This is a genomic window from Rhizobium sp. P2_G2, assembly GCF_056403555.1.
Genome location: NZ_JBFUFF010000009.1, coordinates 70713 through 93148, shown reverse-complemented (window position 1 = coordinate 93148; position 22436 = coordinate 70713). Strand labels below are relative to the sequence as shown.

Annotated in this window: 16 protein-coding genes; 8 read left to right on the top strand and 8 right to left on the bottom strand. The window is 61.3% G+C overall.

From position 1 onward, the window contains the following. Positions 1-17 precede the first annotated feature (17 nt). The 5 genes from AC1D06_RS10240 (at position 18) to AC1D06_RS10220 (ending at position 6497) form a co-directional block, all read left to right on the top strand. Complete coding sequence (locus AC1D06_RS10240; protein ID WP_477986126.1) at positions 18-941, top strand: ABC transporter permease; 924 nt, start codon at positions 18-20, stop codon at positions 939-941. Continuing rightward, positions 934-2076 carry an ABC transporter permease gene (locus tag AC1D06_RS10235; RefSeq protein ID WP_477986125.1) on the top strand — a complete coding sequence of 381 codons (1143 nt, stop codon included), beginning with the start codon at positions 934-936 and terminating at the stop codon, positions 2074-2076. Before AC1D06_RS10240 ends, AC1D06_RS10235 begins: the two co-directional genes overlap by 8 nt. A 1-nt stretch (position 2077) precedes the next feature. After that, a complete protein-coding gene (locus AC1D06_RS10230) occupies positions 2078-3670 on the top strand; it encodes an ABC transporter ATP-binding protein (protein ID WP_477986124.1) in 1593 nt (530 codons plus the stop codon). A 111-nt stretch (positions 3671-3781) separates the two neighbouring features. After that, the gene (locus AC1D06_RS10225) at positions 3782-4564 is read left to right on the top strand and encodes an SDR family NAD(P)-dependent oxidoreductase (protein WP_477986122.1); all 783 of its coding nucleotides are present in this window, start codon (positions 3782-3784) and stop codon (positions 4562-4564) included. A gap of 172 nt (positions 4565-4736) precedes the next feature. Beyond that, a complete protein-coding gene (locus AC1D06_RS10220) occupies positions 4737-6497 on the top strand; it encodes an acyl-CoA dehydrogenase C-terminal domain-containing protein (RefSeq protein WP_477986121.1) in 1761 nt (586 codons plus the stop codon). A gap of 12 nt (positions 6498-6509) precedes the next feature. On the opposite strand, the gene AC1D06_RS10215 is transcribed toward AC1D06_RS10220, so the two are convergent. Then, entirely contained in the window at positions 6510-7475 is a 966-nt protein-coding gene (locus AC1D06_RS10215) for an HWE histidine kinase domain-containing protein (protein ID WP_477882445.1), read from the bottom strand. A gap of 272 nt (positions 7476-7747) precedes the next feature. Between AC1D06_RS10215 and AC1D06_RS10210 the strand changes: the two genes are divergently transcribed. Together AC1D06_RS10210 and AC1D06_RS10205 are read left to right on the top strand one after the other, a co-directional pair. Continuing rightward, positions 7748-8209, top strand: coding sequence for a DUF2231 domain-containing protein (locus tag AC1D06_RS10210; RefSeq protein WP_477882444.1), 462 nt, complete (start codon positions 7748-7750; stop codon positions 8207-8209). Between the two features lie 11 nt (positions 8210-8220). Continuing rightward, on the top strand, positions 8221-9561 hold the full coding sequence (locus AC1D06_RS10205) for a PQQ-dependent sugar dehydrogenase (protein ID WP_477986177.1): 1341 nt from the start codon (positions 8221-8223) through the stop codon (positions 9559-9561). A gap of 86 nt (positions 9562-9647) precedes the next feature. On the opposite strand, the gene AC1D06_RS10200 is transcribed toward AC1D06_RS10205, so the two are convergent. From AC1D06_RS10200 to AC1D06_RS10175, 6 genes are all read right to left on the bottom strand, one after another. Then, the gene (locus tag AC1D06_RS10200) at positions 9648-11744 is read right to left on the bottom strand and encodes a catalase (protein WP_477986120.1); all 2097 of its coding nucleotides are present in this window, start codon (positions 11742-11744) and stop codon (positions 9648-9650) included. A gap of 567 nt (positions 11745-12311) precedes the next feature. Then, positions 12312-13241, bottom strand: a complete 930-nt coding sequence (locus AC1D06_RS10195) for an NADP-dependent oxidoreductase (protein WP_477986119.1) — start codon at positions 13239-13241, stop codon at positions 12312-12314. 16 nt (positions 13242-13257) lie between these two features. Further along, on the bottom strand, positions 13258-13830 hold the full coding sequence (locus AC1D06_RS10190) for a DUF4142 domain-containing protein (RefSeq protein WP_477986117.1): 573 nt from the start codon (positions 13828-13830) through the stop codon (positions 13258-13260). Positions 13831-14020: 190 nt separating this feature from the next. After that, a complete protein-coding gene (locus tag AC1D06_RS10185; RefSeq protein ID WP_477986116.1) occupies positions 14021-14986 on the bottom strand; it encodes an ABC transporter permease in 966 nt (321 codons plus the stop codon). A 10-nt stretch (positions 14987-14996) separates the two neighbouring features. Next, complete coding sequence (locus tag AC1D06_RS10180) at positions 14997-16520, bottom strand: sugar ABC transporter ATP-binding protein (RefSeq protein WP_477986115.1); 1524 nt, start codon at positions 16518-16520, stop codon at positions 14997-14999. Between the two features lie 210 nt (positions 16521-16730). Next, positions 16731-17657 (bottom strand): substrate-binding domain-containing protein, encoded by a 927-nt coding sequence (locus tag AC1D06_RS10175; RefSeq protein WP_477986114.1) that lies wholly within the window; start codon positions 17655-17657, stop codon positions 16731-16733. A gap of 162 nt (positions 17658-17819) precedes the next feature. Here AC1D06_RS10175 and AC1D06_RS10170 point away from each other — a divergent pair, with 162 nt between their 5' ends. Then, positions 17820-19289, top strand: coding sequence for a xylulokinase (locus AC1D06_RS10170; protein ID WP_477882430.1), 1470 nt, complete (start codon positions 17820-17822; stop codon positions 19287-19289). 129 nt (positions 19290-19418) lie between these two features. Here AC1D06_RS10170 and AC1D06_RS10165 read toward each other — a convergent pair whose 3' ends face one another. Next, a complete protein-coding gene (locus AC1D06_RS10165; protein WP_477986113.1) occupies positions 19419-22358 on the bottom strand; it encodes a pre-peptidase C-terminal domain-containing protein in 2940 nt (979 codons plus the stop codon). Positions 22359-22436 lie beyond the last annotated feature (78 nt).

The window sequence follows — 22436 nt, the reverse complement described above, 5'->3', positions numbered from 1 at the left end:
CATTCGAGGAGGCGCCCATGCTGCGTTTCATTTTCGTGCGGCTTCTTTCCGCCGTGCCGACGATCTTCCTGGTCGTCACCCTCTCCTTCTTCATGGTGCGCATTGCACCCGGCGGGCCGTTCAATCTCGAACGTCCCCTGGAGCCACAGGTGCTCGCCAACCTGAAGGCGGTCTATCATCTCGACCAGCCGCTCTGGGCGCAATATCTCTACTATCTCGGCAATGTCCTGCACGGCGATTTCGGCCCGAGCTATATCTACAAGGACTATACTGTTTCCGAACTCATCCTGCAGGCGCTGCCTTATTCGATCACGCTGGGCTCCTGGGCGCTGACGATCGCTGTTCTCGGCGGCATCGTCATGGGCGTCTATGCGGCGCTGCACCAGAATTCCTGGCCTGATTATCTCCTGATGGCATTCGCCTCGCTCGGCAATACGATCCCGAATTTCGTCGTCGGCCCGATCCTGTCGATGATCTTCGCGGTCTCGCTACGGCTTGTGCCGACCGGCGGCTGGGGCTCTGGCAGCTTCCAAAACCTCGCTTTGCCGGTGATCGTGCTGTCCCTGCCCCAGCTCGCCGTATTCGCGCGACTGACAAGAGGATCGATGATCGAGGCGCTACGCACCGACCATGTGCGCACTGCCCGCGCCTATGGCCTGCCGTTTTCCAGCGTCGTTGGCCGGCATGCGCTGCGCGCCGGCCTGATGCCGGTGATTTCCTATCTCGGCCCGACGGCAGCCCAGGTGCTCACCGGCTCGATCATCGTCGAGACGATTTTTTCGTTGCCCGGCGTCGGCCGCTATTTCGTCCTCGGCGCGCTCAATCGCGATTATACGCTGGTCATGGGAACAGTGGTGCTGATCTCGGTGTTCATTGTCGTGCTGAACCTGTTGGTCGATATCATCTACGCCTTCATCGATCCGAGGGTGCGCTATGAGTGAAAATGCATCCCTGATCCAACCTGAAACACGCCCGCCAACAGAGGCTGGCAAAGGCCGCAGCCTGACCGCACTGGCGCTCATCCGCCTCAAGCGCAACAAGGCGGCCGTCGCGGGCCTGATCGTCCTCTTCCTGGTGACACTGATCTGCTTTTTTGGACCGTATTTCAACCCGCATGGCTATGCCGAAATCTATCCGAGCTATGTCGCCGTCCCACCCAGCCTCTCGCCCTATCCGGAAAAGGATACGCTGGAGTCGGTGATGAAGGATGCTGTCGAGCATGCCCGCCTGAAACTCGACGGTTTCGATGTCAGCGGCTCGACTTACACAGCCAAGATCAGCACCGACAAGAAGATCGACCCGCGTGTGACCCGCTATCTCGACCGGCCCGACGAATTCGACGATGCCAAGCTGGAGATCGCGGCCGACGGCAAGACGGCGGTCGCGACCGGCAAGGTGAACGGCCAATATTTCCTGCTCGGCACCGACCGCAACGGCCGCGACATGCTCGCCCGGATCATGGTCGGCGGGCAGATCTCGCTGCTGGTTGGCATCATGGCCACCATCGTCTCGCTGCTGATCGGCGTCGTCTATGGCGCGATTTCGGGCTATCTCGGCGGCCGCGTCGATAATGTGATGATGCGCTTCGTCGAAATTCTCTATTCGCTGCCCTTCGTTTTCTTCGTCATCATGCTGGTCGTATTTTTCGGCAGGCATATTGTGCTGATCTTCATCGCCATCGGCGCGATCAACTGGCTCGACATGTCCCGCATCGTCCGGGGACAGACGCTGGCGATCAAGCGGCGCGAATTCGTCGGCGCCGCTGTCGCCATGGGCCTCACCGACGGCCAAATCATCCGCCGGCACATCATCCCCAACACGATAGGGCCCGTCGTGGTGTTCGTCACGCTGTTGGTTCCACAGGTCATCCTGCTCGAAAGTTTTCTCTCCTTCCTCGGTCTCGGCGTGCAGGAGCCGCTGACCAGTTGGGGCGTGCTGATCGCTGAGGGCGCAGGCTCCATCGAGGCCAGCCCCTGGCTGCTGCTCTATCCCTCCCTCTTCTTCGTCGTCACCCTCGTCGCGCTGAATTTCATCGGCGACGGCCTTCGCGACGCATTCGACCCGAAGGACCGCTGACATGGGCGATCATGTGCTCAATATCGACAAACTCGACGTCCGCTTCGCCTCCGAGGACGGTGAAGTCCATGCGGTCAAAGGCGTCAGTCTTTCCGTCGCCAAGGGCGAGACACTGGCCATTGTCGGCGAATCCGGCTCCGGCAAGAGCCAGACGATGATGGCAGTCATGGGCCTGCTCGCCACCAATGGCCGCGTCACCGGCTCGGCGCGCTATCGCGGCCAGGAACTGATCGGCCAGYCGGTCAAGGTGCTCAACGACATCCGCGGCGTGAAGATGACGATGATCTTCCAGGAGCCGATGACCTCGCTCGACCCGCTCTACACGATCGGCGACCAGATCGCCGAGCCGATCCGCTATCACCGCAAGGTCTCGAAATCCAAGGCGCGCGAACGCGCCCTCGAACTCCTGAAACTCGTCCACATCCCCGACCCCGAACGCCGGCTCGGCTCCTATCCGCACGAAATGTCCGGCGGGCAGCGCCAGCGCGTGATGATCGCCATGGCGCTCGCCAACGATCCCGAACTGCTGATCGCTGACGAACCGACCACCGCGCTCGACGTCACCATCCAGGCGCAGATCCTCAACCTGCTGAAGGAACTCAAGACCCGGCTGGGCCTCGCCATCGTCTTCATCAGCCACGATCTCGGCATCGTCCGCCGCTTCGCCGATCGTGTCGCCGTGATGCGCCGGGGAGAAGTCGTCGAGACCGGCAAGGCCTCCGAAATCTTCTCCGCCCCGCAGCACGACTATACGAAAATGCTGCTCGCCGCCGAACCGACCGGCCGCAAGGCCGCGCCGCCGGACAGCGCACCGATCCTGCTCGACGGCCGCAACCTGTCGATCCGGTTCAAATATGGCGGCGGCTTTCTCGGCCGGGGCACGCAATATCTGACCGCGGTCGACAAAGTGTCGCTGAAACTGCGCGAAGGCCAGACGATCGGCATTGTCGGCGAATCCGGCTCCGGCAAGTCGACGCTTGGCCGCATCCTGCTCAGACTGTTTGACGGCGACGGCCAGATCCACTTCCGCGGCAAGGACATTTCCAGGGCCGACAAGGCCGAGATGCGACCGCTGCGTAGAGAATTGCAATTGGTCTTCCAGGACCCCTATGGCTCGCTCTCCCCACGCATGACCGCGGGCGAAATCATCACCGAAGGCCTCCTCATTCATGAGCCACAACTGAGCCGCGCCGAGCGCGAACGCCGCGCCGTGGACGCACTCACGGAGGTCGGGCTCGACCCGTCCAGCCGCAACCGCTACCCGCACGAATTCTCCGGCGGCCAGCGCCAGCGCCTGGCCATCGCCCGCGCCATCATCCTGAAACCGAAAGTCCTGGTGCTGGATGAGCCAACCTCGGCGCTCGACCGCTCCGTSCAGAARCAGATCGTCGAACTGCTGCGCRASCTGCAGGCCAGGCACAAGCTCTCCTACCTGTTCATCAGTCACGACCTCGCCGTGGTCCGAGCACTGTCTGACTACATCATGGTGATGAAGAGCGGCAAAGTGGTCGAACAGGGGGATACTGAAGATATTTTCGGCAATCCATGCATGGATTACACGAAGGAACTGATGGCCGCTGCGATGGGGGAATAGCCAAGCCGATGGTTAGCAGCGATATCCTGCCGGGCGATCATGTCCGCGGCCGGCGGCGGACGGGCATGGTGAAACGTTAATTGCGTCAACCGCACGGAGGAGCGTCCAGACATGGAATTCGACGGCAAGAGCATTATCGTCACCGGCGGCAGCCTGGGCATGGGCCGGGCCACGGCCGAACGTTTCGCCAAGGCCGGCGGTCAGGTGCTGATTGTCTCTAACGACAGGGATTCAATCGACAGGGCCGTTGCAGATATCGATGGCAAGGCGGTCGGTTTTGTCGGCGATGTCCGCAATGCAGCCGACATGCAACACGCCGTCGAGGCGGCCGTCTCCGCCCATGGTGGCGTCGACATCCTTGCTTGCTGTGCCGGCATCCAGCGCTATGGCACCGTGGTCGACACGCCCGAAAATGTCTGGGACGACGTGCTCGACATCAATCTCAAGGGCATCTATCTCGCGGCGAAATATGCCATTCCGGAAATGAAGAAGCGTGGCGGCGGCGCCATTGTCGCGATTTCCTCGGTGCAATCCTACGCCTCGCAGGCGGGCGTCGCCGCCTATACGGCCAGCAAAGGCGCGATCAACGCGCTGGTGCGCGCCATGGCGCTCGACCACGCCGCCGACAACATCACCGTCAACGCCGTCTGCCCCGCCTCGATCGACACGCCCATGCTGCGCCGGAGCGCGGACCTCTACAAGGGCGACATGACGCAAGACGAGATGATTGCCCAATGGGGCAAGGGCCACCCGCTCAGCCGCGTCGGCCGGCCGGAGGAAGTGGCTGAACTCGTTGCCTTCCTCGCCAGCGACAAAGCCCGCTTCATCACCGGTGCCGACGTCAAGATCGACGGCGGCGCGATGGCCAAGCTTGGTATCGTGCTGCCAGACTGATCCCACAGCCTGCGAATTCCTGGACATCGTAGCGGCGAATTCGACAATCGTCCGTTTTGTGCTATCCCTGACTCGCAGAAGAACCTCGCCACGACATGCCAAACCGTAGGCGAAGGATGCTCGATCATCGCCTCCTCAGACGGCGAATCAGCAAGCAGGAGGAACAGACAGGATGGCGTCCTACAATCCCCCCATCGACGACATTTCCTTCCTCCTCAACCATGTTCTCGATTTCGACGGCCAGATGCAAGCGCTCCCCGGCTACGAGGACGTGAATGCCGAACTCGTCGTCTCCATCCTCGAAGAAGCCGGCAAGTTCTGCACCGGCGTGCTGGAGCCGCTAAACCGCCCCGGCGATGAAGAGGGTTGCCGCCTGGAAAACGGCATGGTCACGACCCCTAAAGGCGTTGCCGAAGCCTATAAGAGCTTTGCCGAGGCCGGCTGGAGCGGATTGTCCGGCCCTGCCGAATTCGGTGGCCAGGGCCTGCCGCGTGTGCTGCAAATTCTGCTCGACGAGATGCTCTCCTCCGCCAACCTCTCCTTCGGCCTCTATCCGGGCCTGACCCGCGGCGCGGTCGAAGCCATCTATCACCACGCCTCCGATCCGCAGAAACAAACCTATCTGCCGAAGATGATCTCCGGCGAATGGACCGGCGCCATGGCGCTCACCGAAGCCTCTGCCGGCACCGACCTCGGCCTGCTGTCGACCCGCGCCGAACCGATCGGTGACGGCAGCTACAGGATCACTGGCACAAAGATCTTCATTTCCTCCGGTGACCAGGATTTTGGCGGCAACATCATCCATCTGGTGCTCGCCCGCCTCCCCGATGCGCCGAAGGGCGTCAAAGGCATCAGCCTGTTCCTGGTGCCGAAATTCCTCGTTCGCGACGATGGCAGCCTGGGCGCGCGCAACGGCATGTCGGTCGGCGCGCTCGAACACAAGATGGGCATCCACGCGCAGCCGACCTGCGTAATGAATTATGACGGGGCTACCGGCTGGCTGCTCGGCGAGCCCGGGCGCGGCCTCAACGCCATGTTCACGATGATGAATGCCGAGCGCCTGTTCATCGGCATCCAGGGCCTCGGCCTCGCCGAAGCGGCCAACCAGAAGGCCGCGAACTATGCCCGCGAGCGCCTGCAGGGACGCTCCGCCGACGGCGCGCACGGACCGGTGCCGATCATCGAACATGCCGATATCCGCAAGATGCTGATGACCGGCCGCGGCTTCACCGACGCCGCCCGGGCGCTCGCCATCTGGACGGCCATGCAGATCGATATCGCCACGCGCCATCCGGACGGTGAAACACGCAAGGCCGCCGATGGTCTGGTGGCTCTGCTGACCCCGGTGGTCAAGGCCGCCTTCACCGATTTCGGCTTCGAGACAACCGTGCTGGCGCAGCAGGTGTTCGGCGGCCACGGCTATATAAGAGAAACGGGCGCGGAACAGTTTGTCCGCGACGCCCGCATCACCCAGATCTATGAAGGAACAAACGGCGTCCAGGCCATGGACCTGGTTGCGCGCAAGCTGCCGATGGAAAACGGCGACCTGGCCTTCCGCTTCTTTGCGATCGTCAAGGAGGATCTTGCGGCCACGTCCCTGCAGCCCGACGCCGATCCTGTCGCCAGGGCAACGATCGTAGCGCTTGATCGGCTCGAGCGCGCGACGACGCTCATACTCGACCGGCGCGATGACCCGTCTTTTGCCGGCGCTTCCGCCACGGACTATCTCAGGCTTTTCGCGCTCGTCTCTTTCGGTTGGATGTGGTCCAAGATGGCGGCCACTGCCGATGCCGCAGACGAACCACTGAAACAGCAAAAGCTCGCCACGGCACGCTTTTTTGCCGATCGCATGCTGCCGCATGCTGCCGGTATCGAGGCCGCCATAGCCGGCGGCTGCGTCTCGATCATGGCGATGGATGCAGAGCTTTTCTGACGGGCTCCAATTCTATCGCCGGCTGCAGACGGCATGCCAGCGAAGGCCGTCGGGGAGGTAATCCATCGTCACCTTCGCACCGAGCACCGAGGCCACCATGTCGACGGTCACGGTATGGCCGAAGCCTTTGCGATCAGGCGCGACTGTCGGGCCGCTGGTGAATTCCCGCCATTCGATTTCCCAATTCTCGTCTTCAAGCAGACGCCAGACGACGCGTACTCGCCCGATATCATCGGAGAAAGCACCGTATTTCAGGCAATTGGCCGAAAGCTCGTGCATCGCCATTCCCAGAATTTGGGCACAATGCGACGAGAGCCGCAAGGCCGGACCGTCAAGGCTGAGCCGGTCCCCGACCGAGTCATTCAGATAGGACAGTTGCGCCTTGAGAAGCTCGTCGATCTCCACGCCGGCCCAGTCGGTCCGCACCAGCAGATCGTTGCTGGCCGACAGGCCCTGAAGGCGATGGCTGAAGGAGGTGATGAATTCAGGCGAAGCCCCCTGGCGCCCGGTCGTGCGGGCAATGGCCATCACCACGGCGAGGATATTCTTCGTCCGATGGTTGAGTTCCGCCAAGAGAAGGCGCGTATGTTCTTCGGCGACGATCTGGTCGGTGATGTCGATATTGACCCCGGTCATGCCTTGGAAGTGGCCATTCTTGTCGAAGCGCGGATTTGCGGTCGTCCTCATCGTCCGGTATGCGCCATCGGCGCGCTTGTACCGCGCCTCCACAGTAAACGACGTATGTTTGGCCATCGCCTGCCCGAACGGGCCGGACAGTCGGGCGACGTCGTCGGGATGCAGGGTGCTGCTCCAGTCGAAATCAGCGAGGCTCTGATTCTCCACGCCCCAGAACGTCCTGAGGGCGGCGTTCAGGAAGACGCATTTGCCATTCTCATCGCCCAACCAAAGCATGGCAGGCGAGTTCTCGGCCAAAGCCTCGACAAATTCCTCGTGTGTGTCGAGAGATGTCTCGATCATTTCACTGTCCCGGTGGATTGATCCTGACGACTTTATCTCTGTCGAGACAAAGCGATAGCATAGAGCTTGTCGCCCGCGCTAGGGAAATAGAGCCAAATCCCGCCTTAGGCATTTCGCCCGGTCAGCCAGACCTGGATTCGCTGGCACGATCGATGGCCAAGCCGGCCGTCGCAGCCGTCCGGCGGATCCCATGCGACAATCTGCCAGGAACTTTTCACTTTCTCCGCAGTTGAAACAACGCCCGCCTTCACGCGCGCGAAAGGCTGTCCCCGATGTATACCGACTATCCTCTCGCAACCATCCGCATCGCCAGAAGTCCGCTCTACAATCTGCTCAGTTCTTTCCCCATCGCCTGTTTCACCTGCGCGTTGGCAACCGACATCGCCTATTGGCAAACGGCCGAAATGACCTGGACCAATTTCTCGGCCTGGCTGCTCGCCGTCGGGCTGGTGATCGGTGTGCTCGCCTGGATTGTCGAACTCTTCGATCTCATTCTCCATCCCCTGCTGCGGCGAATGGGGGCCGCCTGGCTGCAATTGCTTGGTCATCTTGTGGTGCTCATCTTCGCCGTCTTTAACACGCTGATCCACTCGCGCGATGCCTGGGCATCCGTCGTGCCAGAGGGGCTCGCCCTATCGGCGATCACCGTGGTGCTCATGTTCTTCATCGGCTTGCTCAGCACGACGCTGGTTTTCCGGCGCGTCGTCCAGGCCGTAGGAGTGGTTGAAGAATGACCCGCAGCATCATGTCGTCGAAATCATATCGCCGCGGCATCGCCGCTGTCCTCCTCTGCGCAACCGCCCTCACGCTCGCCGGCTGCAACGACAAGGGCGGTAACCCGAAGGACCAGATCGGTCCCAATCCGAAACTGCCCGATCCGCAGCAATTTCTCGCGCCGCCGATGAACCTGGCCAAGGTCGTGGGCTGGAAGGACGGCGAGAAGCCCGATGTGCCGAAGGACCTGTCGATCACCGCCTTCGCCACGGGCTTCAAGCATCCGCGCTCGATCTACACCTTGCCGAATGGCGACGTGCTGGTGGTCGAATCCGGTGCGCCGCCGGAAGCCTCCGTCAAGCGTCCGAAGGACATCGTCATGGGTTTGATCGAGAGCTATGTCACCTCGACCGGCGCCGATAGCGACCCGCCCGGCAATCGTATCATCCTGCTGCGCGATGCCGACGGCGACGGCAAGCCGGAAGTCCGCGAAACCTTCCTCGACAACCTGCATTCGCCCTTCGGCGTGGCGCTGGTCGGCAATGACTTCTACGTCGCTGATACCGATGCCATCCTCCATTATAGCTACACGGACGGCGCGACGAAGATCACCACGCCGGGCAAAGTGCTGACGCCCCTGCCCGGCGGCCCGATCGACCATCACTGGACCAAGAGCCTCGTCGCCAGCCCCGACGGCAAGCTGCTCTATGTCGGTGTCGGCTCCAACAGCAACATCACCGAGAACGGCATCCAGGCGGAAATGAATCGCGCGGCGATCTGGGAAGTCGATCGCGAAACCGGCCGCTGGCGCCTGTTCGCCACCGGCCTGCGCAACCCCAACGGCCTGACCTTCGAACCGGAAACGAAAACACTCTGGACGGTAGTCAACGAGCGCGACGAACTCGGCCCCGACCTCGTGCCGGATTATATGACTTCGGTGAAGGATGGTGCCTTCTATGGTTGGCCCTACAGTTACTACGGCCAACATGTCGATGCCCGCGTCATGCCTCAGCGCCCGGATCTCGTCGCCAAGGCGATCCCGCCGGATTATGCATTGTCGTCGCATGTCGCGCCGCTCGGCCTGGTCTTCGACACCGGCGACAGCCTGCCGGCGAACTATAAGGGCGGCGCCTTCATCGGTGAGCACGGCAGCTGGGACCGGCCGCAACTCAACGGCTACAAGGTCGTCTTCGTACCCTTCAAGGGCGGCAAGCCGGCCGGCATGGCCCAGGATATCGTCACCGGCTTCCTCGACCAGAAGAACCAGGCCCGCGGCCGTCCCGTCGGCGTCGCGCTCGACAAGTCAGGCGCATTGCTGATCGCCGACGATGTCGGCAATACGATCTGGAAGGTGACGGCAGCCAAGCCGTGAATTTGCTCATCCGCTGACGCGCGCACCAGACGCCTGAGAATGGCGGCAAACCGAGTTCGCCGCCATTCTCATTTCATCGTCGGGCTTCAGGCCAGCATGCGGATATTTGGCTCGCGATCCCAGTAACGCCGCCCGGCTGCCGCGACGAAGGCGCCATCAAGGGTGACGACGCCGGCATCCGGGGTCACGCCTGCCTTGTCGAGCAGCGGCTTCGAACTTTCCGAATAACCGATCGCTTTCAGGTGACCGAAGGCATCCACCACCCATTGCGCGGCCGCACCCTGCTTGAGCAGCACCTTGCATCCCTCTGCCGACAGCAACACCGCCACCGCGTCAAAAATCTGCGACGGCGAGCCGAGGAGCTGGCCATCAGCCTTCTGTATCTTGCCGTCCGACAGCGTCGCCCCACCAACTTTCGGCGCAACAATGAATGGCGTGGCGCCTGCCTTACCAACCGCATCGACCAGCGATTTCAGCACTTTGGCATCGCTGCCGTCAGCGATGAGGATGCCGACTTTGCGACCTTCGATCGTCTCGCGCATGTTTTTCTGGATCGACAGGGCCGGCGACGCGTCCATCTCGATCGGCTCGCGGGCGGCGGGATTTTTCTGTGGCAGATCGATGCCGAGACCATCGGCGATGCGTTTTGCCAGCTCCTCATCGACATTGCGAAGATTGCCGACCGTGCGCAGCCGCACATGCTCCAAGTTGACCTTGGAGAGCTCGAAGACGAAAGCGGATGCGACATGCGCCTGTTCCGACGGCGTCTGTGACTTCCAGAAGAGTCGCGCCTGACTATAGTGATCGGCGAAGAGTTCGGCGCGGATGCGCAGCTTGTCACCCTGTTCTTCCTCGCCGGATTGCCCCGCATAGGTCTGGAAACCGGTGACCGGACATTCGCGCGGGCCGCCATCCTCGCCATGCCCGCCAAGGCTGTTGGGTTCATAGTTGGCGCGGCCCTTTGGCACCATCATCTGCATCTGGCCGTCACGCTGGAAATTCATCACTGGACATTTCGGCGCGTTGATCGGCAGCTGGTGGAAATTGGCAGTGCCGAGGCGAGATTTCTGCGTGTCGAGATAGCTGAACAGCCGGCCTTGCAGCAAGGGATCATTGGTGAAGTCGATGCCGGACACGATATTGGCTGGGCAATAGGCGACCTGCTCGGTCTCTGCGAAGAAATTGTCCGGATTGCGGTCCAGAACCATCCGGCCGACAATCCTAAGCGGCAAGACCTCTTCGGGTATGATCTTGGTCGGATCGAGCACATCATAGGGCTGGCTATTGGCGAATTCCTCATCGAAGAGCTGCAGGCCGAGCTCCCATTCGGGGAAATTCCCGGAGGCAATCGATTCGAACAGGTCGCGGCGATGGAAATCATTGTCGGCTGCCTGCAGCTTGAGCGCCTCTTCCCAGATCGTCGACTGCATGCCGAGCTTTGGCCGCCAATGGAATTTCACGAAGGTCGATTTGCCCTCGGCATTGACGAAGCGGAAGGTGTGGATGCCGAAACCCTGTATCATCCGCAAGGAGCGCGGTATGGCGCGATCCGACATCGCCCACATCAGCATATGCGTGCTTTCCGGCATCAACGACACGAAATCCCAGAATGTGTCATGAGCGCTCGCGGCCTGCGGATAGGCGCGATCCGATTCCATCTTCACCGAATGAACCAGATCCGGAAACTTGATGGCGTCCTGAATGAAGAAGACCGGAATGTTGTTGCCGACCAGATCCCAATTGCCTTCCTTGGTGTAGAATTTCACCGCGAAGCCGCGCACGTCACGTGGTGTGTCGACCGAACCGGCGCCACCGGCAACCGTGGAAAAACGCACGAAGACCGGCGTCTTTTCGCCCTTGCGCTGGAAGAGATCGGCCTTGGTGAGGTCCGATAGCGATTGCGTCAGCTCGAAATAGCCATGCGCGGCGGAGCCACGTGCATGCACGATGCGTTCGGGAATGCGTTCATGGTCGAAATGGAAGATCTTTTCGCGCAGCACGAAATCTTCGAGCAGCGTCGGTCCGCGCTCACCTGAGCGCAGGCTGTTCTGGTTATCCGAGATACGGATGCCCTGGTTGGTGGTCAGGTGCACTTCAGCCTGATGCGGCCCTTTGATCGGAACATGCTGATGAAGTTCACCGCCGCTGCCACGATCGGTGTCGAATTTTGTCTGATCTGCCATGATGGTCTCCGTACCGGATTGTTCGGAGCCTAACGGCAGAGTTGTTTGAAGGTTCCTGTTCGTGGGCCGGAATGCCGGTATCAGCCGAGCCAGATTGCAAGAGCGGGTCTTTGCTGAAAATCTGCCCGTCTGTTTGTAGGTTGCGACCGGGATTGGGCATCAAATCTCATGTTTGGTTCAGATGTCGCCAACAAGAGGCACATGTCGATGAGAAGATATAACGGCGGGCAGCTGGAAAACTCTGGGATGACGATGGAGAGTTCGGCGAGTTCGTTCGATATTTAGACACGGAAACCGACATATTAAGCGTACTTCAGATAAGGCCCGTCAGGTTCGTTGAGGTAAACACGGGCGATCCCCTCCGCTGGATACCATCAAAGCGACGTTTTGAATTCTGGGATTCGGTACGTCAAAATCTTCATGTATCCGCGAAACCGTATCTGGAAGACTATCCAGGCGGTTTTTTCTATGCCGCGTCAGAATGGAAAGGGCGTGATACCGAGCGTGTGATCGTCCTTGAAAAATATCATTGAAGCAGAGCGCGCCCTCCGAGCTTCAGTCCACATTTCAACTGACGACCCTCAGCACGATCTTGCCGCGATTGTGCTCTTCCTCCAGCGTGCGCTGCGCTCTGGCAGCCTCGGCGAGCGGGAAGACGCGCTGCACCTCCACCCGCACCTTACCCGCGTCGATCAGGCCTGCGATCTCGGAAAGCTGCTCACCGCTCGGCTGCGCCATATAGCCCACGACCTGCACACCGTGATCGGCCGCCTTGTCGCGATCCGGCTCACCGAGCGTCGAAACCAGAATGCCGTGCTTGACCAGCATGTCAAAGGAACGCTCGCGCGTCTCGCCGCTGATCAGGTCGAACACCATGTCGACCGGCTCCAACACGTCCTCGAAGCGCTCGGCCTTATAGTCGATCACCTGGTCGGCGCCGAGGCTGCTGGCGAAATCCAAGTCGGCAGCCGAGACGGTGGTCGCCACCCAGGCACCTCTGGCCTTGGCAAACTGTACCGCAAAGTGCCCGACGCCGCCGGCGCCGCCATGGATAAGCACGCGCTGCCCTGCTCGCACCGCGCCATGATCGAAGAGGCCCTGCCAGGCAGTGATGGCCGCAAGCGGAACAGCAGCCGCTTCGGTCATATTGATGCTCTTCGGCTTCAGCGCCAATTCGCTCTCCTGGACGGCAACATATTCCTCGTAGCCGCCATGCTTGACGTCGAGGAAGGCATAGACCTGATCGCCGACCGAGAACTTGCCGACACTGTCGCCAAGCCCCACAACCTCGCCGGCCATGTCACGGCCCGGCACCATCGGCAGGTCCGTCTCCTTGACAGCCGGATAGCCGCCGTTGCGGATCTTCCAGTCGACCGGATTGACGCTCGCCGCATGCACCTTGACCAGCACTTCGCCGGGCTGCGGCTCGGGTCTGTCGATCTCGCGCACCTCAAGAACCTCCGGCCCGCCGAAGGTCCGTATTTGAATCGCTCTCATCTCAATTCTCCTTGGCTCACTGCGAGGCGGTGAGCTTCTGCACATGTTCGAGATGCATTTCGATCGTCGGCAGCGTGTTCTTGGCAAAGCGGCCGAGCCGCTTGTCGTCAGGATTTGAGGAATAGTTCTTGAACAAGGCCACCGCGTCCTGGTGTCCCTTGGTCTGCAGCGCGATATAGGTCTTCTCGAAATCGGCATCGCTGGCTGAGGTCAGCTGCTTCATCGCCGCATCATCCCCGGGCGAAAGCGTATCGGCAGGCGCCGCCATGCCCTCCTTCTTGACGATGGCCGCGAGCCGCTTGCCAGCCTTGGTGTGATCCTTGATCATCATCCGGGCAAAAGCCTTGACGTCCTTTGATTTTGCCTTGTCGAGCGCAAGCTTGGAGGAATCGATCTCGAACTTGCCGGCGCTCGCGACCGTGGAAACGAACATGGTCTTGTCGACCTTCGCCGCAGCCGTATCGGACTGAGCGGTATCCGTGGCGGCCTTGGGCTGCTCGGCGGCCATGCCGACGGCGGGGGCGGCGGCGATAAGCGCAACAGCAGTCAAGGCGGTTGCAAGCTTCCATCTGAAGGCTGGAATTGTCATGGCGATCTCCTCTTGGCGATATGAAGTAACCGCCGAGCGGAAAAATCGTTCCGAAGGTCGATGAAAACTTGCCTGACTTTAGTTATTTCAACGAGCTGAAAGCCTCCTGAAGAGGCCATCGCGAAGGCAGATCGCCGCACCTTCTCGGACAGTCCTGAGGCAGGAAACAACGGCAGTTCCGACCTGCCGCCTAACGCTGGCTGAGCTTGCTGAGGCTCGATGCCGCGACCGCCAGCACGATGATCGTCCCGATCAGGATGTCGCGAACGTAGGAGTCGACGCTCATCTGCGTCAGGCCGTTGTCGAGCACGCCGAGGATCAACACCCCGAACAGCGTGGCGAGCACCCGCGGCTCGCCCTCCTCGCTCATCGTCATGCCGAGAAAGACGGCGGCGATCGCCGACAGCATCAGGCCGCTGCCCTGGGTCGGGTTGGCCGAGGCGACGCGGCTTGCATACATGAGCCCCGCCCCTGCCGCACCCAGGCCGGTCAGGCCGAAGGCCGAGAGCCTCAGGATGCGGACGCGGATGCCGGCCAGCCGTGCCGCCTCGGCATTGCCGCCGATCGCATAGAGTTGTCGTCCATAGACGGTGTGTTCCAGCAGGATCCAGACGACRAATAGCACGATGAGTGCGACGAGCGTCAGATAGGGCAGCGTCACCCATTGATCGCCTGCCTGGAAAAGCGGGATGCCGCCACGGGCAAAGCTCGAAAAACTCTCTGGAATGTCGCGCCCGAAGATCGTCTTGCCGTCGCTGACGAAAAAGGCGAGGCCCGAAAAAATCGTCAGCGTCCCCAGCGTGGCGACGAAAGGCAGGATGCCGACATAGCTGACCAGTACGCCGTTCAAGAGCCCGCCGGCGAGCCCGACCAGCAGCGCCAGAGCCAGTGCAGCCGGCACTGGAAAGCCGGCCTGAAAGGCGAGTGCTGCGACGATACCCGCAAGGCTCGCCATCGAGCCGACCGAGAGATCGAAATCTCCCATGACCATGACGATGGTCATCGTAAACGCAGTTACCGCGAGCATCGAGACCTGCTGCGAAATGTTGAGCCAGTTGCGTAGCGTCATGAACGTGTCGGGGATCGCGATCCAGAAGAACAGGATCACTGCGACGATGCCGATCAGGGTTCCATATCTGCGGATTGCCAGAGCCAAAACGAATTCCTCAAGGGGTGACGGCGGGTTCGCCGAATGAAAGGGTGAGCAACCGCGCCTGCGTCAGGCCTTCGGCCGGCACGATCGCCGTCTGGCGGCCTTCGCGCATGACGAGGATGCGATCGGCCATGCCGATCAGTTCGGGCAGATCGGAAGATGCCAGCACGATGGCGACACCGCTGGCGGCCAGCTCGCGCAGCAGGCTGTGAATATCGAACTTGGCGCCGACATCGACGCCACGGGTCGGTTCGTCGAGCAGCAGCACATAGGGGGCGCCCAGCACCGCCCGGGCAAAGACGACCTTCTGCTGGTTGCCGCCGGACAGCTGCAGCACTGGCTGGCGTGGCCCGACCGATTTCAGCTTCACCCGTTCGGCCAGTTCGCGCGACCGCGCAAGCTCGCGGCGCCGGTTGCGGAACAGGCCGGCGCGGCTGAGTGCGCTGAGATGCGACAGAACCGTATTGTCGGCCACCGAGGCGCGCGGCAACAGCCCTTCGCGGCGCCGTTCGCGCGGCACATAGGAAAAACCCTCGTGCCAGCGCGTTGCCGCATCGCCCGGTTTCAGCCGACGCCCCTTCAGCTCGATGCTTCCACTGGTCACCTTTTCGGCGCCGATCAGCAAGCGCAGAAGCTCGCTCTGACCCGCGCCGGCCAGTCCGGAAACGCCGAGGATCTCACCGGCATGCAGTTCGAAGCCAATGTCCCTGACCGCTGTCGAGCCAAGCCCGGAAACCTTGAGCACGACCTCCGATTGGGCAACCACTTGCCGCACGGGATAGGCCTCGGCCAGCGTGCGGCCGGTCATCATCTCGATGATCGACGCCTTGCTGCAATCTCCTATCGCCTTCGTCGCCACGGTCTCGCCATCGCGCAGGACCGTGACGCGATCGGCAATCCGCATCACCTCGTCCATGCGGTGCGACACGTAGATGATGCCGCGGCCGCTGGCGCGCAGATTGCCGATGACTTTGAACAGCCGTTCGGATTCCTCGCTGGTCAGCGCCGCCGTCGGCTCGTCCATGACATAGAGCCGTGCGGCCTCGCCGCCCTCGTCAAGAAAAGCCGCGGCGATCTTCACCAGCATCTGGTCGCCGACAGTGAGCCGCGCCATTTTGCGCCCCGGATCGATCGTGGAGATGTCGAGCGCCTTGAGTGCCTCCAGAGCACGACGGTTCAGCGCCCGCCAATCGGCCAGGATACCAAGCCGGCGCGGATAAGGCCTGCCGAGAAACAGGTTTTCGGCGACCGACAGTTCCGGGATGATGCTGAGTTCCTGGTGGATGAAGCGCAGGCCGAGCCGCGCCGACTGCGACGGATGACCGATCGTCACCGTCTTGCCGTCCAGCACGATGTCTCCATTGTCGGCTGTCGTGGCGCCCGCGAGAATGCGGATCAGCGTCGATTTGCCGGCGCCGTTTTCGCCCATCAGCGCATGCACTTCGCCGCGCTCGACCGAAAGCGACGCATCCTTGAGGGCCGGCACGCCTGCATAGGCCTTCGCGAGATGGCGGATGTCGAGTAATGGTTCGGTCATGGGCGTTTCAAACAAGACGAAAGGCCCTCTCTGGCCTGCCGGCCATCTCCCCCACAAGGGGGGAGAAGACTTGCGGCGACCCGCTCGACCTAGTTGAGGCATCAGCGATGCGGCTGGGTTAAGCCCCTCCCCCTTGTGGGGAAGGGTTTGGGGCGGGGTCTTTGCGCCATATGGGGCGGGGTCTTCACGCAACCGCGCCCCGGCGATCCATCAATCCTTGGCGTTGGCCGCGGTGATCAGCTTGGTCGGCACGTAAATTACGCTCTGCTTGATCTTCTCGCCGGCGAGGTAGCGCTTGACGGCATCGGCTGTGGTCTTGCCGATGCCCTTGAAATCCTGCGCCATCGAGGCTTCGAAATTTGTGCCCTTGCCGATGGCATCGCGTGCCTGCGGATTGGCGTCGATGCCGGTGATGACAATGCCTTCGTTCTGGCGGCCGGCAGCCTCGATGGCCTGCAATGCGCCGAGCGCCGGCTGGTCCCAGGCCGCCCAGACGGCCGAGATCGAGCCCTTGTCCGGATGGGCGGCGAGGATCGCCTCCATCTTGGCGCGGGAATCGGCAATGCCGCCGTCATCGACCTTGGGCGTGACGCGCTCGATCACCTTGATATCCGGGTTGTTCTTGAAGATCGCATCGGCGATGACGCCGCGTGCCTGCACCGGCGGGAAGGCGTCGAACACGAACATCACGACATTGCCCTTGCCATTGATGCGATTGGTGACATAGGCGGCCGTGTCGGCGGCCATGGAATAGCCGTTCGAGGTGACATTGGTGACCAGAAGCGGGCTCGCGCCGGCATCCATGCCGAACACCGGAATGCCGGCATCCTTGGCGGTCTGCAGGCCGGCGGCGACCTGTGCCGGATCGACATTCATGACGATCGCATCGACCTTCTGGTTGCTGACGTCTTCGAGACGGCTGATGGCAGCAGCCACGTCGCCCTTGGTATCGATGACATTGACGTCCCAGCCATTCGCCTTGGCCTCAGCCTGGAAGGCCTCGACATAGAATTGCGTGCCGGGCTGCGCCAGATAGGGCGTGACCACCGCGATCTTCGCCGCAGCATGGGCCGCACCCGCCATCATCAGCGCCGCAAAAGCACTGGCAAGCACGCCGGCTTTCAATCTGAACGTCATGGAAACCTCCCCCTCAACTTTCGAATTTTTCGAATTCCGGCGGGAGGTTAGCCGAGCTTGACCGGCATTTCAATAGACATGCCTGCCCGTTTGCAAAGGCGATTGTCAGCCTGAAAATGCCCCGCTAAGGATGGCGACGCATTGACGAAATCGGAGGATATCGTGAGCAAACCCATGCTGATCGGCATCGATGTCGGCACGACGGCAGTCAAGGCCGCCCTCTATGATATCGACGGCAATGCAGAGCGCACATTTGCTCGCCCCTACCCCTCCCATCGCCGCCCACCGAACGTGGTAGAACAGGATCCCGATGACTGGATGATACACGTCCAGGCAGCGCTGGCCGAACTCACGGCCGGACTGCAGCCGGAGCAATTGCACGGCATCGGCCTATGCTCCCAGGTCAACACGCATGTTTTCGTCGACGAAAACGGCAACGCGCTGATGCCGGCGATCATCTGGCAGGACGGCCGCTGCGCCGAAGTCGCCGCCGAACTGGACGCCAAGGTTTCCGAGGCTGACAAGATCGGCTGGTGGGGCGCACCGCTGCCCATCGACGCCAGCCACGTCCTGGCTCGGATGGAATGGGTGAAGCGGCACCGTCCCGATATCTGGCGAAAAACGCGATGGGTCATGGCGCCAAAGGATTACTGCATCCTGCAGCTGACCGGCGAGGCGGTCGCCGACCCGATGGCGTCCTTCGGCATCATCGACCAGAGCCTGACCTATATCGACAGCCTTGTCGGACTTGTCGACGGCGCGCGCGAACGCCTCGCCCCACTCCGGCGCTTTGCCGATTCCGCCGGTCGCATCCGCGACGGCCTTCCGGGCGCCGACACGCCGATGGTGACGGGCACGATGGACGCATGGTCCGGCCTGTTCGGCTGCGGTGCACTGCAGGATGGCGACGGCATGTATCTCAGCGGCACCAGTGAAATCCTCGGCATCGTCTCGCAACACAAAATCCCGATCCCCGGCGTCATCGCATTCCCGCGCTGCGAAGACATCACCTTGCATGCCGGACCGACCCAAGCCGGAGGCGCCTCGATCGCCTGGCTCGCCAACCTGTTGTCGAAATCGCCGACAGACCTTTCGGCGCTCGCCGAGACCGTCGATCGCAGCCGGCTTACGCCGATCTTCCTGCCGCATCTCCAGGGCGAGCGGGCGCCGATCTGGAACATCAATACCCGCGCCTCCTTTTCCGGTGTCGATTCCTCGATGGGGCCAGCCGAATTCGCGGTCGCGACGATGGAAGGTGTCGCATTCTCTGTGCGGCTCGCGGTCAACAGCCTGCAACAATCGGCCGACTGCATCCCAAAAGTCTTCAACGCAGCGGGCGGCGGCATGGCCTCCGACATCTGGTGCCAGATCCGCGCCGACATCCTGGGCAAGCCGTTGCGGCGGCTGAAAAACCTCGATGCAGGCGTCCTCGGCGCCGCCGTCCTCGCCGGCACCGGCGCGGGTCTGTTCTCCTCACTGCCAGAGGCGGCTAGCCGGCTGGTGGTCACGGACCGGATGTTCGAACCCGACTCCAGGCTGGCGGACCGCTATGCCTATGGTTACGGCAAATATCTCGAACTCTACCGGCAACTCGAAACGTTCAACGCCGACTTCGTCGCGCGCAAACAGTAGAAAAGCCATTGTAGAGAGCCATCCGGGAAGAGGCGATCCCGCCAGCTTCAATCTGCGTGCCTGCCTGAGGTGTTGATCCCTGACGCCGTCGGCCGAAGCCGCCGGGTTCCCTCGCCTGCCACTTGTCTCTCAATGGTCGAAATAACTCGCCTTGATCATCACGGCGTCATCGAGGTGAATGACGAAATCCGCCTTCTTGTCGCCATTGGTGTCGCCTTCGATCCAGGTGTCGGATTTTCCCTTCACATAGTGGAGCTCGCCGGCTTGGCCGCTGAACGCATCTGCACCGATGAAGTCGAAAGCCTGAACGCCGCCTTTTTTCGAATCCGCATCCCAGCCGGTCAGATCGATATGGTCGACCTTGGTGAAGTCGAAAATCGTGTCGGCCGAGCCGTGTGTCTTGCCGCTATCGCCGGTGTCGAATACGAACGTATCCACCCCGCCATTGCCATAGAGCTGGTCCGTGCCCCCGCCGCCCAGAAGGCTATCGTCACCGTCCATGCCCTCGATCTTGTTGACGCCGGAATTACCGGTGATGTGGTTGGCGAGACTGTTGCCGGTGCCTCCGATGCCGTCCGATCCGGTCAATACCAGGCTCTCGACCTGATCGGTCAGCGTATAGGCGATGCTGCTCTTCACCGTATCCTTGCCGCCGCCCGCCAGTTCGGTGACCGTGTCACCCTGGTTGTCGACAATGTAGGTATCGTTGCCACCGCCGCCGACCATGTGATCGGCGCCGCCGCCGCCATCGAGCGTGTCGTTGCCCGCGCCAGCATCGATCCCTTGGGGATCAGAAACCGAGACTTGCAGCGTGTAGGTCGTGCCAGCGGACATGGTTCCGTTGTTCCAGTCACTCACCCGAATATAATAGGTTCCGGCGCTTACCGTCGTGAAGCTGCCGAAGCTGTCCGTCGACGACGAGGAACCACCGGCTCCATCCAGAACGGAGCCATCATTGAATTGGCTCAGATAGCTGGTCGGATCGGCGCCATAAATCCGCACATTGCTATCGTTGGAGCCACCTGACATGCCGTCTATGTCAAGCGTGATTGTCGACCCTGCGGCTACAGTCAGCTTGTACCAATCGCGCGCATCGCTGTCGGCGGTGCCTGAGATGGTGACATGCGGGTCGGTCGTGGAATTCTCTATATTGGCATTCTCGGTCAGCGCGAAATCACCGGTGATGTCGAGCGCAGTGCCATAATCGTTGTTGCCCGCGCCTGCGGCTTTTGTGACCGCGCCCGTCCCCGTGCCGACCCCCGAGGCGACGGCTGGAACGCCGTCGCCATAGAGCGTATCGGTGCCGTCGTCGCCGTAAACCTTGTCGTTGCTGCCAAGGCCGGCGAGAAAATCGGTACCGCCATTGCCATGCAGCGTGTTGACCTTGTCGCTGCCAACGATGTGGTCATTGCCCGCACCGCCGGCGGCATTCTCGATCTCGACGCCGTTGGCGACCGTGAATCCGCCGCGGATGCCAACGGCGTAGGAAATGCCGCCGCCTGCGATCGAATCATAGTGCAGCGATGCGGGGCGGAGATCGATGACGGCCGAATCCGAACCATTCTGGACAATCGTGTCCCTGCCGCCCATATCCCAGATTCCCTGGAAATAGGTACCTTTCGCATTGGCTGTCGGCAGCACATAGGTGTCGTTGGCGCCGTTGTGATCGGTGTTGGCCCCATACATGCCCTGCATCGCGGCGATGTCGAGCGCCATCGGACTGGCGGCCCCGCCATAATCGAGCGGGTAGGCGCTTCCAAAGGCCTGAGCAAAGCTTCGGTTATAGGCCATGATCGAATCCACACTTTGGTTGAGGCTGAACGCGCCCAACTGACCAAAGGGATCGGTGGTGCCAGGCAGGGCCGCTGAGCCGCCGCCATTGTCGAAAGGATGGGCCAGCCCCATGCCGTGGCCGATCTCATGGATAAGCGTCAGAAAGCCGTCGCCGCCCGGCTGCAGGTTGGTCCATTCGGTCGTATCGGCATTGTATATTCCGGCTCCGTCAATCTGATAGCTGGTGCTTCCGAGGGTCGCCGTCCCACCATCCACATCCCAATGCGCGAGCTCGTTACCGCTGAAAGCTGACGCTGGCGCCTTGAACATGAAGAAATTGGCTTGGCTGGGGTCCGAGACCTGGGTGAAATGGACGTTGGCGACATCGCTCCACGTGCCATAGGCCTTCATCGCCGCATTGATCTCGTCCTGGGTCCAGGCCTTCGCGCTAAAATTTTCGCCAGCTGGAGCGGTGACGGTGCCATCGCCGACAAAGAAGACCTTGATGTTCTTCGGCGAGGTGACGTTCCATTCCACCGTGTCAAGCGGCGACGCCTTATCGATCTGCAGCGTATACTGGCCGCTCGCGCCCACCGTGCCTTCACCCRCGGTGAGTATCGTCGTCGTATCGATCGCCCGGAAGGTGATCCGGCTGACACCAAAACCCCAGTCGCCGGCCTCTGTGATGACGGTGTTGCCATCCGCCGTGCGTGCGTTGACATAGGTCGAATGCAGCGGGTTGTCGCCACTGCCGGAAACGGTCACCGTATAATACTGGCCGACAACGGTCTGGACCGCATAGTAATCGTCGTCGTAACTGGATGCATTCACCGGGCTTGCCTGGCCGGTCACCGAACCGCCGATTTCGAGCGTCGCGGGCGTCGATGCGCTGTTGGGAATGTCTTCCTGATAGGCTGACAGCATATAGTCGCCAGTGGACTTGCCGGAGCCTGAAGCGGCAAGATAGTAGGTTCCCTCTTCCGCAGCAGTGAAATGCAGATACGAGGCGGTTTTGAAATTGTCGCTGCCAATCAGCGGATTGACGATCAAGCCGGCGCCGACATCATCGTTTGAATCGATCAGCTGGCCGTCAGGACCATAAAGCGACAGCAGGGGATTGAAAGATGTGTCGTCATTGGATGCAGCTGATACGAGATTGAACGAATAGCTCTGCCCTGCATCGAGATGGACCTTGATCCAATCACTATCGCCCGATTTCTCGATACTGCTGTGGAATGGCTCACCGTCGACATCCATGGACGCAGTCGTTGTCGAATTTCCAGGTATGTCTGCCATAAATACCTCCACAGATGCACTGCTTCGACATGGAGAACTTGTTTTTGACCCTTATCAAGCCAATTTATACATACGTTA

Excerpts from the sequence above, each read along its gene's own strand:
- AC1D06_RS10240 (WP_477986126.1), top strand. The coding sequence starts at position 18 with ATGCTGCGTTTCATTTTCGTGCGGCTTCTTTCCGCCGTGCCGACGATC.
- AC1D06_RS10235 (WP_477986125.1), top strand. The coding sequence starts at position 934 with ATGAGTGAAAATGCATCCCTGATCCAACCTGAAACACGCCCGCCAACA.
- AC1D06_RS10225 (WP_477986122.1), top strand. The coding sequence starts at position 3,782 with ATGGAATTCGACGGCAAGAGCATTATCGTCACCGGCGGCAGCCTGGGC.
- AC1D06_RS10220 (WP_477986121.1), top strand. The coding sequence starts at position 4,737 with ATGGCGTCCTACAATCCCCCCATCGACGACATTTCCTTCCTCCTCAAC.
- AC1D06_RS10215 (WP_477882445.1), bottom strand. The coding sequence starts at position 7,475 with ATGATCGAGACATCTCTCGACACACACGAGGAATTTGTCGAGGCTTTG.
- AC1D06_RS10210 (WP_477882444.1), top strand. The coding sequence starts at position 7,748 with ATGTATACCGACTATCCTCTCGCAACCATCCGCATCGCCAGAAGTCCG.
- AC1D06_RS10205 (WP_477986177.1), top strand. The coding sequence starts at position 8,221 with ATGTCGTCGAAATCATATCGCCGCGGCATCGCCGCTGTCCTCCTCTGC.
- AC1D06_RS10200 (WP_477986120.1), bottom strand. The coding sequence starts at position 11,744 with ATGGCAGATCAGACAAAATTCGACACCGATCGTGGCAGCGGCGGTGAA.
- AC1D06_RS10195 (WP_477986119.1), bottom strand. The coding sequence starts at position 13,241 with ATGAGAGCGATTCAAATACGGACCTTCGGCGGGCCGGAGGTTCTTGAG.
- AC1D06_RS10190 (WP_477986117.1), bottom strand. The coding sequence starts at position 13,830 with ATGACAATTCCAGCCTTCAGATGGAAGCTTGCAACCGCCTTGACTGCT.
- AC1D06_RS10180 (WP_477986115.1), bottom strand. The coding sequence starts at position 16,520 with ATGACCGAACCATTACTCGACATCCGCCATCTCGCGAAGGCCTATGCA.
- AC1D06_RS10175 (WP_477986114.1), bottom strand. The coding sequence starts at position 17,657 with ATGACGTTCAGATTGAAAGCCGGCGTGCTTGCCAGTGCTTTTGCGGCG.